We start from the raw sequence: 14,056 nt of genomic DNA, 5'->3' as shown, positions 1-14,056 counted from the left end.
CGAACGGAGGAGCGTCAATGGGTTATCTGCTGGTGCCGCTGTTGATGTTGTTGTCGGCCTGTGCGTCGCAGCCGCCGTTGCCCGAGTGGCAGAGCCCCGAGGGACGTGACCATGCCGACCTGGGGCAGATCCTGGAGCTGCGTACGGGGCGGAGTCTGACCCCTGAAGAACTGGTGACCGATCTGGCCGGTCAATCACGAGTGCTGGTCGGCGAGCGGCACGACAATCCCGATCACCATGCCTTACAGCTGTGGCTGCTGAAGGCGATGGCGGGGCACCGCGACCAAGGTAGTTTGTTGCTGGAGATGCTCGACCCCGTCCAGCAGCCACTGGTGCAGCAGGTTCAGCATGCGCTCGGTAGTGACCAGCCCCCAGCCGATCTGCAGGCGGCGCTGGGCTGGCGGGCCGGATGGGACTGGGCGCTTTACGGACCGCTGGTCGAATATGCGCTCGGCCAGCCGTATCCGCTCCTGGCGGCGAACCTCGATCGCGATGAAATCGGCGCCATCTACCGGGGCGGCACCAGGCTTAGCGGCGTTCATGCCACGGCAGCGCCGGTGGTGCAGACGCTGACCGCGCAGATCCGGGTGTCGCATTGCGACATGCTGCCTGAAAGCCAGATTCCCGCGATGCTCTCGGTCCAGCAACAGCGGGACCGCCGGATGGCGGAGCGACTACTCGAGGCTCCGGCTCCGGCGATGTTGCTTGCCGGGGCCTTCCATGCGCGGCGCGATCTTGGCGTTCCCCTTCATCTGAAGGATCTGGGCAGGGACGACGGTGGGGTAGTGGTGATGCTGGCGGAGGTCGGGCAAAGCGTAGGGGCCGAACAGGCCGACTACGTCTGGTTTACCCCAGCGCAGCCCGAACAGGATCATTGCGCCCGGTTTCGCGAGGCAAAAAAAGACCCGGCAGCGCCGGGTCGAAAACCGTAATAGCCTGATGAGGAGAAAACCTGTAGCCGACCTGAGGCTGCAGATTAACGGCTGATCTCGCGATCAGTTGAGTTAATAATAATCGTTCCTATTTGAGAGTCAAGTGCTGTTGGCTAACCGGCCATCGGTAATCGAAGCCGGGTGATTTCCTTGTTCATCTGGTCGATTCGCCGGGCCATGCTCTCGATGAGGCTGTGGGCAATACGGGGATTGCCTTGCATCAGCGCGAGAAACTGTTTTTTCGGAATGACCATCAGTGAGCCCGGTGCGCTGGCGATCACTGCCGCGCTGCGTTTCTCATGGGTGAAAACCGCCATGGCGCCAAATATCTCATCCTTTTGAACGTCACCCACCTTTTGGCCATTGACGAAGGCTTCGGCATGCCCGTCGATGATGATGAACACATCATCCGCATCGTCGCCTTCGCGGATGAGTTCTTCTCCTGCACGGAAATGCCGAACGGCGCTGATCGGCCGGATCTCCGGCTGGCGAAGACGCGCCAGGGCTGAAGACAGCAGGTCTGCCTGCCCGATGAGGTACTGGGTGAACTGGTCCTGGCGGGTTTCGCACGTGTGAATATGACGAAGCGCCAGATGGCGATCGTAGGGCAGGAGTTCGACGGGCTCATCGCAGCTGTAGCGGTATGCCGGACCGTCTCGCCCCGAATCCTGGCGCAGGCCGAGGAGATCGCCCTCCTGCAGGTAGATGAGCGGGCGCTCGTCGACCAACACATGCAGCAGCCCGCTCTGAACCAGGAAGAGCTGTCCTGCCGGCAGTTCGGCAAGCACATCATCGCTGTCTTCTATCCGTATGCTGGCTCCGGCTGCGGGCAGCCCGTCGAGTAGCCCGAGAAGCAGATGCTGCAGACGCTCCGCCAGAGCGTCGGCGTAGCCTGGTGGCTCTCCCAGAAGATACATGGCGATGTCCTGCCCGATGATCGATGACCAGGTCACGATAGGGGGCACGACGGCTCGAGTAAATTCCGATGTGTGGAGGTTGTGAGCCAGCTCTTGTTATGGCGGGCTGCCCCGATGGAACGCCCCGCCTGGGCGGACGTTACAGGCCGGGCAAGGATTGGCGGATGCTGCCGACCAGTTGCTCGAGGCTGCCGGCGTCATGGGTGTCGACGCGCTTGGTATGTCCCAGCTCCACGTCGCTCAGCGGTTCGCGGCTGGCGTGTTGTGCCTCGATCACCGCGAGGGTGGCGTCGGAGGGGTCTCTGCCTTCGGCCTGGCGTTGAGCCAGCCATTGCGCGACGACAGCCGCCGGCGCCTGACAGTCGATGATGACGAAGGGAACGCCGTTGGCTTCAGCCGCGTGGCAGGCCTGGTTGCGCTGCGCCTGCTTCAGGTAGGTGGCATCCAGCACCGCGGGATAGCCGGCCTGCAGCGCCATCTCGCCGAGCTCATGCAGACGGCTGTAGGTCGCCTCGCTGGACGCGGGGCTGTAGATGCCGGCGTCCAGCTGGCCGGCGGCACCTTCTGCCTGGTCACCGAGCAGACGTTTGCGCTCGACGTCCGAGCGCAGCCGAACGGCACCGAGCGCCTCGACCAGGCGCAGCGCGACCTGGCTCTTGCCGACCGCCGAAACGCCGTGGGTGATGGCCAGGAAGCGCGACGGGATGGCGCTGTAGCTTTCGGCCAGGTTGGCGTAGCTGCGGTAGTGACGCAGGATGACCTTGCGTTCCACCGAGTCCTGCTCCTGATGCAGGCGGAACAGGTTGACCTTGGCTCGTACCAGCGCGCGATAGGCCTTGTACAGCTTGAGCAGATGCAATGCGTCGTAGTCGCCGGTGTGCTCGAGCCAGGCGTTGAGAAAGCGCCGGGCCTGGCTTTTCAGGCCGCGATCTTCCAGATCCATGGCGAGAAAGGCCGCATCCGAGGCAATGTCGATCAGGCGGAAAGGCTCGTTGAACTCGATGCAGTCGAAGAGCACTACGCGGTCGTCGATGAGCGTGGCGTTGCCCAGATGCAGGTCGCCGTGGCACTCACGAATGAAGCCTTCTTCGCAGCGGCGTTGCAGCAGCGGCTGCAGGCGGGTGATGCTGCTTTCCATCCAGGCTTCAAGGGCGTCGAGCTGGGTCAGGTCCTGTCGCTCGTGGAGCAGTGGCCGGATCTGCTCGAAATTCTGCCGCATGGGCGCGACGATGGCTTCGGCGCTGCTCAGTGGGTGAGTGGCCTCCACATGCGGGGTCTGCAGGTGGAAGCGGGCGATCTGTTCGGCCAGCGCATCGATGTGCGCATCGCCAAGCTCGCCGCGCGCCTGCAACTGGGCGAGCAGTTGGGTCTGGGGAAACTCTCGCATCTTGAGCAGGTATTCGATGGGTTCGCCCGTACCCCCCAGTTCGGGTTGCTGGAGGCTGCCGGTCACTGGAATCACCTCGAGGTAGAGCTCCGGGGCCATGCGCTGATTGAGGCGCAGCTCTTCCTCGCAGAAGTGCTTGCGGGCGGCAAGATCGGTGAAGTTGAGAAAACCGAAGTCCACCGGCTTTTTCATCTTGTAGGCAAAATCCCCGGTGAGGATCACCCAGGAAATGTGGGTTTCGATGATCCGCAGGTGCTTCACCGGATGCGGGTATACGGCCGGGTTCTGCAGGGCGTCGATCAAGACTTGGCTCACGGTCTTTCCTTGGGGTGTCGAGGGAGGGGCGAGTGATACTGCGTGAAGCGGTTCACAGGGACGCATGACTCGGCATTATGGCGTTTGAGCTGTGCTCTGCAAACCGCTGGGAGGCCATCTTCCTGTTTGGCAAACTGCGTATAATGCGCGCCTCCCGCAAGAGATGTGGCGCCTAGCCACTCTCCAGTCCGCCTGGCGACGTAGCGTTGCAGCCCAGGCTGGCGGCTGTCTGGCCCGGTGCCTGCGGTTTGGATTCACTACTGGCTGCAACAGATCTGGAGAACAGTGGTGACACGCCGCAAGCGCTCTAAACCCCGAACCGGTCGCCTGCGTCCCCTGGTGGGCTGGGCCGTCAAGTTGTCCCTCGTAGGTCTGGTGGTCCTGGCCGCTTTTGCGATCTACATGGATGCCATGGTGCAGGAGAAGTTCTCGGGCAAGCGCTGGACCATTCCGGCTACCGTTTACGCCAGACCCCTGGAGTTGTTTGCCGGTCAGAAGCTTGCCAAGGACGACTTTCTCGCCGAACTGGATGCGCTCGGTTATCGCCGGGAAACCACGGTTGGCGGCCCGGGCGCTGTATCGGTGTCCGGCAACGCGATCGATCTGCACACCCGTGGGTTCCAGTTCTACGAGGGTCCCGAGCCGGCCCAGCGCATCCGGGTGCGGTTCTCTGGCGATTATGTCGCAAGCCTCTCCGGTGTCGACGCCAGTCCGCTGGCCGTGGCGCGCCTCGAGCCGGTGGTCATTGGCGGCATATACCCAGCGCACAATGAAGACCGGATTCTCATCAAGCTCGAACAGACCCCGCCCTATCTGGTGGAGACGCTGCTCGCCGTCGAGGACCGCGACTTCTTCGATCATTTCGGCGTCTCGCCCCGGGCGATCATCCGCGCCATGTGGGTCAATGCGACTGCCGGCCGGGTGGTGCAGGGCGGCAGTACCCTGACCCAGCAGTTGGTGAAGAACTTCTACCTGACCAACGAGCGCAGCTTCAATCGCAAGGCGACCGAGGCGATGATGGCGGTGCTGCTCGAGCTGCACTACGACAAGGAGGAGATTCTCGAGGGCTACCTCAACGAGGTGTTCCTCGGGCAGGACGGCGCACGCGCCATCCACGGTTTCGGTCTGGCCAGCCAGTACTTCTTCAACCAGCCGCTGGCAGAGTTGAAGCTGCACCAGGTCGCCCTGTTGGTGGGTATGGTCAAGGGGCCGACGCTCTACAACCCCCGCCGTCATCCGGAGCGGGCGTTGCAGCGGCGCAACCTGGTGCTTGACTTGCTGGCCGAGCAGCAGGTGGTTCCCGCCGAGGTGATCGAACAGGCCAAGCAGCTGCCGCTCGGGATCAGCCCCCGGGGGAGCATGGCCAATACGTCCTTCCCGGCGTTTCTCGACCTGGTCAAGCGGCAGTTGCGCCAGGATTACCGCGACGAAGACCTCACCGAGGAAGGGTTACGGGTCTTCACCAGTTTCGAACCTATTCTGCAGCTGAAGGCGGAAAAGGCCATGGTCGAGACGCTCAAGCGCCTGGAAGGGCGCCCGGGCGTCGAGCAGGTCGAGGGTTCGATGGTAGTGACCAATCCCGAGACCGGGGAAATCCAGGCGCTGCTGGGTGGTCGGCAGCCTGGCTTTGCCGGTTTCAATCGGGCGCTGGACGCGGTGCGGCCAATCGGTTCGCTCATCAAGCCGGCCATTTTCCTGGCTGCACTCGAGCGCCCGAGCCAGTACACACTGACCAGTGTCCTGGCCGACGAGCCGTTCACGGTCAAGGGCCAGGACGGGCAGATCTGGCAGCCGCAGAACTACGACCGCATGGCGCATGGCAATGTCTATCTCTATCAGGCACTGGCCAACTCCTACAACCTGTCGTCAGCCAAGCTCGGGCTCGACATCGGCGTGCCCCATGTGCTGAAGACGTTGCAGCGGCTTGGGGTCTCGCGCGACTGGCCGGCATATCCGTCGATGCTGCTTGGCGCGGGTGCGCTGAGCCCGATCGAGGTGGCGGACATGTACCAGACGATCGCCAACGGGGGTTTCAATACGCCGCTGCGGGGTATCCGAAACGTGCTGACTTCGGACGGCGAGCCGCTGCGACGCTATCCCTTCCAGATCCAGCAACGCTTCGACGCGGGCGCCATCTACCTGACCCAGCATGCGATGCAGCGCGCCATGTACGAAGGAACCGGACGCTCGGCCTATAGCCGCTTGCCGCGGTCCCTGGCGCTGGCGGGCAAGACCGGTACCACCAACGAGTCACGCGACAGCTGGTTCGCCGGCTTCACTGGCGATCTGCTGGCGGTGGTCTGGCTGGGCCGCGACGACAACGGCAGAACCTCGCTGACCGGGGCGACCGGAGCCCTGCAGGTCTGGACCGATTTCATGCATCGCGCCGACCCGCTGCCCTTGGCCATGCCCGAACCGGAAAATGTCCTGCACGCCTGGGTCGATGCGGGTACCGGGATGGGTTCGCTGGAGAACTGTCCCGGCGCGGTGCAGATGCCCTACATCCGTGGCAGCGAACCCTTGCCCGGGCCCGGTTGCGGTCTGGAGCGGCCGGCCGAGTCGGTGATGGATTGGGTTCGCGGCTGGTTGCAGTAAGATGAGTTGGTTTTCTCCGAGAGGTCGCAGGTCGTGAACAAGCAGTGGGCGATGATGGCGGCAGGGCTGGCTCTGCTCCAGGGGTGTGCAACGGTCGATCGTGGAGCGGTGCCGGTGGTGGATGCCGGGGCTCCGGTCTCCGAGGCGTCCGGTCGGCAGGTGGCGCAGCAGGCGGTGCGGCCGGCCGCGCCCGCTGTCGCGGCAGATGACGTGGTCATGGTGGTGCCGCAGGCGATCGGCGCGCCGCTGCAGACCTTTCCTGCGCCCGCCACCGCGCCCCTGACGACTGCCCCGGCAGTGCCGGCGGCTCCGGCACCGAGCGAGAGCTGGAGTGCGCCAGTGCCCTCGGCACCGCCTGTTGCGCCGAGCGGAATTCCGTCGGGCGGTTCTGGTGGCCTGGCGCCCGATGAGCAGCTCGAAGGACCGGTGCTGGCGCTGCTGACGTCGGCAAGGCAACTGCAGGACAACGGCGACCTGAGTGGTGCCGCTTCAAGTCTCGAGCGTGCTCAGCGCATCGCGCCGCGCGAGCCTCAGGTGCTCTATCGGCTTGCGCAGGTTCGCCTGGGGCAGGGCGACGCGGCGCAGGCGGAGCAGCTGTCGCGACGTGCCTTGAGCTATGCCGCCGGCCGTCCCGCCTTGCAGGCCAGTCTCTGGGAACTGATCGCCCAGGCTCGCGAGCGCCAGGGTGACGCGGCCGGGGCAGAGCAGGCGCGGCAACGGGCGCGAGTCAGTCTCTGATGGACCAACGCCTGCCCAGGGTGGCCGAGCAACTCCTGCTCATCGAGCGAGAGCTACGCGTGCTTGGTCTCTGGTCGAGCCGGACCCCGGACGCTCGGGCACTGGCCAGTCTCGAGCCGTTCTGCATGGATACTCTGCGGTTCGAGGAATGGCTGCAGTGGGTTTTCCTGCCACGGATGAAGGTCATCCTCGAGCGCGACGAGCCCTTGCCAGGGGCGTCGGGAATCGGGGCGATGGCGGAAATGGTCTTTGCCGAGCGCCTGGGCAGCGTCAAAGGGCTGCTCACGGCGTTGGAGGTCTTTGATCAGGTGATCAGCGAGGGCTGAACTAGCAGTCTTCGGCTATTTTCTGTCGGGTTTCGGCTATTCGCGCCTGCCGCTCTTCTTCGTCGATCCGGCGGCTCTGACCGTCTTCCTCGACCCGCAGGCGCGGATTGTTGGTCAGCTGAGCGAGGCTGGTGCGCAGGGACGTGCAATACGTCTTGAGCTCTGCCTGCTGCTGCGCCACCTCGCGCTGGACCTGCCGATCGAGTGCAGCCTGTTCCTCGTTCTCGTTCTCGTTCTCGTTCTCGATGGCGACAGCTGGCGCCGGTGGGCTGGGGCGGGACCCGATGTTGGAAATGCTGAACGTTTCGGCTGGCTGCCCAGCGGGTGGATGTGCGCCAAAATGCGTCACGCCCTCTGCGTCCACCCACTTGTAGATCGGCGCCGCCGCGGCGGCTCCACCCAGCGCAAGCAGTAGGCTGCCTGCGGCAATCATCAATCGCATGCTGTGTTCCTTCTCGATCAGCGACCCGGGCGTACTCTAGCAAAATCTTCCCACCGTGCAGTCTGCGGCAAGTCACAGGCTGCATGGCGGACTTGACTTGGCGGTACAGAAAACGAACAATTCCCTGCTTGCTGATCGGGCTTGCTTCGCCATGCGAGGTCACTCGACCGGCCTTTAGGCGCCTACCCGCGCCGACCAGCTCTACCCGCAACGCGTTACCTCGCGCTGGGTGGGATGTCCCGCAATAAATCCCTGGGCTTATCCCGTACTCGCTGAGCCAGTAGCTGACGTAGTCGGCGACCACCGTCGCTCATGCTCTGCTTGGCAGGTCAACCTATCCGGTCTACTCCGGCGCGAGTAGCCATCTGGCGTTTCTGAGGTGATCAAACGTGGAACTCTTATCCGGCGCTGAAATGGTCGTTCGCTTCCTGCGCGACGAAGGCGTGAAGTACATCTACGGGTACCCGGGTGGTGCCCTGCTGCATATCTACGATGCCCTTTTCAAGGAAGAGGCGGTAACCCATATCCTGGTTCGCCATGAGCAGGCCGCGACCCACATGGCCGACGGCTACGCCCGTGCAACCGGCAAGGCCGGGGTGGTGCTGGTGACCTCCGGGCCTGGGGCGACCAACGCGATCACCGGTATCGCAACCGCCTACATGGACTCGATTCCGATGGTCATCATCTCCGGCCAGGTACCCAGTGCCGCCGTCGGCACCGATGCCTTCCAGGAGACCGACATGATCGGCGTCTCCCGGCCCATCGTGAAGCACAGCTTCATGATCAAGCACGCTTCGGAAATCCCCGAGGTGATGAAAAAGGCGTTCTACCTCGCGCAGTCGGGCCGTCCCGGCCCGGTGGTGGTCGATATTCCCAAGGACATGACCAACCCTGCCGAGAAATTCGAATACGTCTACCCGAAGAAGGCCAAGCTGCGCTCGTACAGCCCGGCTGTACGCGGTCATTCCGGGCAGATCCGCAAGGCGGCCGAAATGCTGCTGGCGGCCAAGCGGCCGATTCTTTACGCCGGCGGTGGTGTCATCCTTGGCGGCGCGTCGGCGCAGTTGACCGAGCTGGCACGTATTCTCGACCTGCCGGTAACCAACACCTTGATGGGGCTTGGAGCCTACCCGGGTAGCGATCGCCAGTTCCTCGGCATGCTCGGCATGCATGGCAGCTATGCCGCCAACGTGGCGATGCACCATGCCGACGTGATCCTTGCCGTAGGTGCTCGGTTTGATGACCGGGTGGTCAACGGGCCGGCCAAGTTCTGTCCCAACGCCAAGATCATTCATGTCGACATCGACCCCGCCTCGATCTCCAAGACCATCAAGGCCGACATCCCGATCGTCGGGCCGGTCGATAGCGTGGTGAGCGAAATGGTCGCCGTGGTCAAGGAAATCGGCCAGCGACCGAACGCCGAGACGGTTGCCAGCTGGTGGAAGCAGATCGATGAATGGCGCGGTACCCGTGGCATGTTCCCCTATGAGCGGGGCGACGGTTCCATCATCAAGCCGCAAACGGTAGTCGAGACGCTCTACGAGGTGACCCGTGGCGACGCCTACATCACCTCCGACGTCGGCCAGCACCAGATGTTCGCGGCGCAGTACTACAAGTACGACAAGCCCAACCGCTGGATCAACTCCGGTGGCCTGGGCACCATGGGCTTCGGCTTCCCGGCTGCCATGGGAGTCAAGCTCAACTTCCCGGATGCCGATGTCGCCTGCGTGACGGGTGAGGGCAGCATCCAGATGAACATTCAGGAAATGTCGACCTGTCTGCAGTACGACCTGCCGGTGAAGATCGTCAATCTCAACAACGGCGCGCTGGGCATGGTCCGCCAGTGGCAAGACATGCAGTACAACAGCCGCTACTCGCATTCCTACATGGAATCGCTGCCTGACTTCGTCAAGCTTGCCGAGGCCTATGGCCACGTCGGCATGCGCATCACCGAGCTCAAGGACCTCAAGCCGATGATGGAAGAGGCTTTCGCCATGAAGGACCGCCTGGTCTTCCTCGACATCGCGGTGGATTCCACCGAGCACGTCTATCCGATGCAGATCCGGGATGGCTCGATGCGTGACATGTGGCTGAGCAAGACGGAGCGCACCTGATGAGACATATCATTTCCCTGCTGATGGAAAACGAACCGGGCTCGCTGTCTCGAGTGGTTGGCCTGTTCTCCCAGCGCAACTACAACATCGAAAGCCTCACCGTGGCGCCCACCGAGGATCCGACGTTGTCGCGCCTGACCCTCACGACCATCGGCCATGATGAAACCATCGAGCAGATCACCAAGAACCTCAATAAACTCATCGAGGTGGTGAAACTGGTGGATCTGTCGGAAAGCGCGCATATCGAGCGCGAGCTGCTGCTGATCAAGGTCAAGGCCACCGGCGCCCAGCGTGCCGAGGTCAAGCGCACCACCGATATCTTCCGCGGCCAGATCGTCGACGTGACCAGTAGCGTCTATACCATCCAGCTAGCGGGCACCAGCGACAAGCTGGAAAGTTTTATCCAGGCGGTTGGCGCCAGCGCCATCCTGGAAGTTGTACGCAGTGGCGTCACCGGGATTTCCCGTGGTGACAAAGTCCTGAGCATCTGACGAGGCGGCCCCGCGGGCCAGACACATAGGTAAATTCATGAAAGTTTTCTACGACAAAGATTGCGACCTCTCCATCATCCAGGGCAAGAAGGTCGCCATCATCGGCTACGGCTCCCAGGGCCATGCACATGCGTGCAACCTCAAGGATTCCGGCGTTGACGTCACCGTTGGCCTGCGTCCGGGTTCCTCGTCCATCGCCAAGGCTGAAGCCCACGGCCTGAAGGTCAGTGACGTGCCGGCCGCTGTTGCCGCCGCTGACGTGGTGATGATCCTGACCCCGGACGAATTCCAGGGCCGCCTGTACAAGGACGAGATCGAGCCCAACCTGAAGCAGGGCGCCACCCTGGCCTTCGCTCACGGTTTCTCCATCCACTACAACCAGGTCGTCCCGCGTGCCGACCTGGACGTGATCATGATCGCGCCCAAGGCACCAGGCCACACTGTGCGTTCCGAGTTCGTCAAGGGTGGCGGTATCCCCGACCTGATCGCGATTTTCCAGGACGCTTCGGGCAACGCCAAGAATGTCGCCCTGTCCTACGCTTCCGGCGTGGGTGGCGGCCGTACCGGTATCATCGAAACCACCTTCAAGGATGAGACTGAAACCGACCTGTTCGGTGAGCAGGCCGTTCTGTGCGGTGGCTGCGTCGAGCTGGTCAAGGCCGGTTTCGAGACCTTGGTCGAAGCCGGTTACGCGCCGGAAATGGCCTACTTCGAATGCCTGCATGAACTGAAGCTGATCGTTGATCTCATGTACGAAGGCGGTATCGCCAACATGAATTATTCGATTTCCAACAATGCCGAGTACGGCGAGTACGTGACCGGTCCGGAAGTGATCAACGCCGAGTCTCGCGCAGCCATGCGCAATGCGCTCAAGCGCATCCAGGACGGTGAGTACGCCAAGATGTTCATCAGCGAAGGCGCTACCAACTATCCATCGATGACTGCCTACCGCCGTAACAACGCAGCCCATCCGATCGAGCAGGTCGGCGAGCGTCTGCGCGGAATGATGCCCTGGATCTCCGCGAACAAGATCGTCGACAAAAGCAAGAACTGATCGGCGCATCGATGACGAGAGCGCGGCCTAAGGGCCGCGTTTTTCGTTCCGGCAAGGCTGCTTCTGGTATAACTGCGGGCCCGAACAGGGCTGAACCCCCCGGGTGGGGTCCGGTCTGAACAAGTCCAACCTGCTGCAAGGAACCGCGAATGAGCGAGCGCCCCGACGAATCAAACAAGCCGATCGAAAGCGAAAGCCTGCTTCCCATCGATGAGCACGTCGAGGAAATACAGGACGCGGAAGGGCGCAAGGTCAGGCATCGTGGCGTCTATCTGCTGCCCAACCTGTTTACTACCGCAAACCTTTTTGCGGGGTTCTTCGCCATCATCAGTGCGGTCAATGGCAACTTCTACGTTGCCGCCGCGACCGTTTTCGTCGCCATGGTGCTCGACAGTCTGGATGGTCGGGTCGCGAGACTGACCAACACGCAAAGCGCGTTCGGCGCCGAGTACGACTCGTTGTCGGACATGGTGGCCTTTGGTCTGGCGCCGGCGGTACTGGCCTACCAGTGGGCGCTCTCCGAGTTGGGTAATGTGGGGCTGACCGTTGCCTTCATCTACGTCGCCTGCGCCGCGTTGCGCCTGGCCCGTTTCAATACTCAGATTGGCAAGGTCGACAAGCGTTGGTTCATAGGTCTGGCCAGTCCGGCTGCGGCCGGCGTAGTGGCAGGCTCGGTCTGGGCGATCTGGGCATTGGACGAGACCGGCGTGAGCGGGGCTGACCTGCCGCTGGTGCTGGTAATGTTCTATGCCCTGCTGGTGGCTGCTGCCGGGCTGCTGATGGTCAGCAACATCAAGTACTACAGCTTCAAGGATCTGGATCTCAAGGGTCGGGTGCCCTTTGTCGCGATACTGGTGGTGGTGCTGGTCTTCGCGGTCATCTTTAGCGATCCGCCAAGGATTCTGCTGTTGATATTCCTCGTCTATGCTGTTTCCGGTCCGGTGCAGTTTCTGCTGCGTCGCCGAAACCGCGCCGAGGGCTGACTGCAGTCAAGCGGTCAGCAGATCTGAACGGGTCGAGCGGGGCCGCTATGCTGATCAAATCCAATTCACGTGGGGCGGCTCGAGAAGTCGAGGTGACGCCCGAAGCGGTATATCGCCAGCGTCGGTTGATTGTCCAGGGAGCTCTGGCTGGTCTTGCGGGTGCCGCGCTGCCGCTGGTTTCCCGGGCTCAGGCCGGGCGCTATCCCGGGGTTGAGCCTGGCTCGCCTGCGTCGTGGTTCGAGGGGCATCTGGATCAGGCCCGGTGGGAAGCAGTCACCGCCGAAGGCGAGATGCTGACGCCTTACAGAGATGCCAGCAGCTACAACAACTTCTACGAATTCGGCCCTGACAAGGGTGACCCCGCCCGGCTGGCGGGGCGCATGCAAGTCGATCCCTGGAGCGTCCAGGTTGATGGCGAGGTGGCCAGGCCCGGCCGCTACGCGCTAGAAGATCTCTTCAGCGAAGCCCAGATGGAGGAGCGTATCTATCGCCTGCGCTGCGTCGAAGGCTGGTCGATGGTCGTCCCCTGGCTGGGATTTCCGCTGGCCGATTTGATCAGGCGACTAGCTCCTTCCTCTGGAGCCCGCTATGTTCGCTTCGAGACCTTGCTTCGGCCTGAGGAAATGCCTGGCGTACGCGGCCGGTTTTCATTGATCGAGTGGCCCTACGTCGAAGGGCTGCGTCTGGATGAGGCACTCCACCCGCTGAGCTTTCTGGCGGTCGGGATGTATGGCCGGGTCCTGCCGAATCAGAATGGAGCGCCGTTACGCCTGGTGGTGCCCTGGAAATACGGCTTCAAGAGTATCAAGTCGATCGTCAGGATCAGCTTCGTGCGCGATCAGCCGGCCACCACCTGGGAGCGCATGGCGCCCCATGAGTATGGCTTCTTCGCCAACGTGAATCCTCAGGTGTCCCATCCCCGCTGGTCCCAGGCGCGCGAGCGTCGTTTGCCGGGAAGCTTGTTCAGTCCTAATTTGAGAGATACCCAGCTGTTCAACGGCTACGCTGAAGAAGTCGCGAGCCTCTACGCGGGCATGGACCTGCGCCGGCACTACTGATGGCGCAGCGGGGCTGGCGACTCCTGGTTTTTATCGGGACGCTGTCGCTGCCATGTTATTGGCTGTTCGAGGCGGCAGTTGGCCGTTTGGGTCCTGATCCCGGCAAGGTGCTTGTGGACAACCTGGGCAATGGAAGCCTGGTACTGCTGCTCCTTACCCTGGCGATGTCGCCTTTGAACAGGCTGGCCCGGTGGGGCGGGTGGATGGCTGTCCGGCGGCAACTGGGGCTTTGGTCATTCACCTATGCATCGCTGCATCTGGCCGGGTACTTCATCTTCATGCTCGGTCTCGAGCTATCCCGGCTGATCGAGGAAACGCGCGAGCGCCCTTACATCCTGGTCGGCCTGTTGGCGTATCTGGGATTGCTGGCATTGGCCTTCACCTCGACCCGCGCCAGCATGCGCAGGCTGGGCAAGCGCTGGAAGAGAATCCACCAACTGATCTACCCGATCCTCTCGTTGGCCCTGCTACACATGCTCTGGGTTGTCCGCGCTGACGCCGCGGCCTGGGCTCTCTATGCAGCGGCCGGTGCTCTGCTGATCGCCATGCGGATACCCGGCCTGACGAAATGGATGAACCTTTCCTGGAAGAAAAGTCGAAATAACCGTTGACGGCTGTTCCCGAGCCCCTATAATGCGCACCACTTCCGGCGCAGTCTTCAGTGAAAAGCTCTTGTAGATCAAGGGGTTAGATGTGGAGTGCGG

General features: G+C 62.6%; 13 protein-coding genes. 10 read left to right on the top strand and 3 right to left on the bottom strand.

The window, feature by feature from the left end; genetic code table 11:
• Nucleotides 1–17 precede the first annotated feature (17 nt).
• The gene (locus ACFOMF_RS05045; RefSeq protein ID WP_386361853.1) at nt 18–932 is read left to right on the top strand and encodes a ChaN family lipoprotein; all 915 of its coding nucleotides are present in this window, start codon (nt 18–20) and stop codon (nt 930–932) included.
• A 113-nt stretch (nt 933–1,045) separates the two neighbouring features.
• Here ACFOMF_RS05045 and ACFOMF_RS05040 read toward each other — a convergent pair whose 3' ends face one another.
• The gene (locus ACFOMF_RS05040) at nt 1,046–1,849 is read right to left on the bottom strand and encodes a Crp/Fnr family transcriptional regulator (RefSeq protein WP_386361957.1); all 804 of its coding nucleotides are present in this window, start codon (nt 1,847–1,849) and stop codon (nt 1,046–1,048) included.
• 139 nt (nt 1,850–1,988) lie between these two features.
• Nucleotides 1,989–3,551: a bifunctional aminoglycoside phosphotransferase/ATP-binding protein gene (locus ACFOMF_RS05035; RefSeq protein ID WP_386361851.1), complete on the bottom strand. Its 1,563-nt coding sequence runs from the start codon at nt 3,549–3,551 to the stop codon at nt 1,989–1,991.
• 288 nt (nt 3,552–3,839) lie between these two features.
• Between ACFOMF_RS05035 and mrcB the strand changes: the two genes are divergently transcribed.
• Genes mrcB through ACFOMF_RS05020 form a run of 3 tightly spaced genes read left to right on the top strand, consistent with a single transcriptional unit; the run spans nt 3,840 to nt 7,210 of the window.
• On the top strand, nt 3,840–6,146 hold the full coding sequence (gene mrcB, locus ACFOMF_RS05030; protein ID WP_386361849.1) for a penicillin-binding protein 1B: 2,307 nt from the start codon (nt 3,840–3,842) through the stop codon (nt 6,144–6,146).
• A gap of 33 nt (nt 6,147–6,179) precedes the next feature.
• Nucleotides 6,180–6,884: a tetratricopeptide repeat protein gene (locus ACFOMF_RS05025; protein WP_386361848.1), complete on the top strand. Its 705-nt coding sequence runs from the start codon at nt 6,180–6,182 to the stop codon at nt 6,882–6,884.
• Entirely contained in the window at nt 6,884–7,210 is a 327-nt protein-coding gene (locus ACFOMF_RS05020; RefSeq protein ID WP_386361846.1) for a YqcC family protein, read from the top strand. Before ACFOMF_RS05025 ends, ACFOMF_RS05020 begins: the two co-directional genes overlap by 1 nt.
• Nucleotide 7,211: 1 nt before the next feature.
• On the opposite strand, the gene ACFOMF_RS05015 is transcribed toward ACFOMF_RS05020, so the two are convergent.
• Nucleotides 7,212–7,652 carry a DUF4124 domain-containing protein gene (locus ACFOMF_RS05015; RefSeq protein ID WP_386361844.1) on the bottom strand — a complete coding sequence of 147 codons (441 nt, stop codon included), beginning with the start codon at nt 7,650–7,652 and terminating at the stop codon, nt 7,212–7,214.
• Nucleotides 7,653–8,041: 389 nt separating this feature from the next.
• On the opposite strand from ACFOMF_RS05015, the gene ACFOMF_RS05010 reads away from it, so the two are divergent.
• From ACFOMF_RS05010 to msrQ, 6 genes are all read left to right on the top strand, one after another.
• The gene (locus tag ACFOMF_RS05010; RefSeq protein ID WP_386361842.1) at nt 8,042–9,766 is read left to right on the top strand and encodes an acetolactate synthase 3 large subunit; all 1,725 of its coding nucleotides are present in this window, start codon (nt 8,042–8,044) and stop codon (nt 9,764–9,766) included.
• Entirely contained in the window at nt 9,766–10,257 is a 492-nt protein-coding gene (ilvN, locus tag ACFOMF_RS05005; protein WP_386361840.1) for an acetolactate synthase small subunit, read from the top strand. The genes ACFOMF_RS05010 and ilvN overlap by 1 nt, the downstream gene beginning before the upstream one ends.
• A 37-nt stretch (nt 10,258–10,294) precedes the next feature.
• Complete coding sequence (gene ilvC / locus ACFOMF_RS05000) at nt 10,295–11,311, top strand: ketol-acid reductoisomerase (protein ID WP_386361839.1); 1,017 nt, start codon at nt 10,295–10,297, stop codon at nt 11,309–11,311.
• Nucleotides 11,312–11,460: 149 nt separating this feature from the next.
• Nucleotides 11,461–12,294, top strand: a complete 834-nt coding sequence (pssA, locus tag ACFOMF_RS04995; protein WP_386361837.1) for a CDP-diacylglycerol--serine O-phosphatidyltransferase — start codon at nt 11,461–11,463, stop codon at nt 12,292–12,294.
• A 47-nt stretch (nt 12,295–12,341) separates the two neighbouring features.
• Nucleotides 12,342–13,352, top strand: coding sequence for a protein-methionine-sulfoxide reductase catalytic subunit MsrP (msrP, locus tag ACFOMF_RS04990; protein ID WP_386361835.1), 1,011 nt, complete (start codon nt 12,342–12,344; stop codon nt 13,350–13,352).
• The gene (gene msrQ / locus ACFOMF_RS04985) at nt 13,352–13,963 is read left to right on the top strand and encodes a protein-methionine-sulfoxide reductase heme-binding subunit MsrQ (RefSeq protein WP_386361833.1); all 612 of its coding nucleotides are present in this window, start codon (nt 13,352–13,354) and stop codon (nt 13,961–13,963) included. The genes msrP and msrQ overlap by 1 nt, the downstream gene beginning before the upstream one ends.
• Nucleotides 13,964–14,056: the final 93 nt, after the last annotated feature.

Origin of the sequence: Stutzerimonas tarimensis (assembly GCF_042648805.1) — a bacterium.
Lineage (GTDB): Bacteria > Pseudomonadota > Gammaproteobacteria > Pseudomonadales > Pseudomonadaceae > Azomonas > Azomonas tarimensis.
This window is presented reverse-complemented; position numbering and strand designations above follow the sequence as displayed.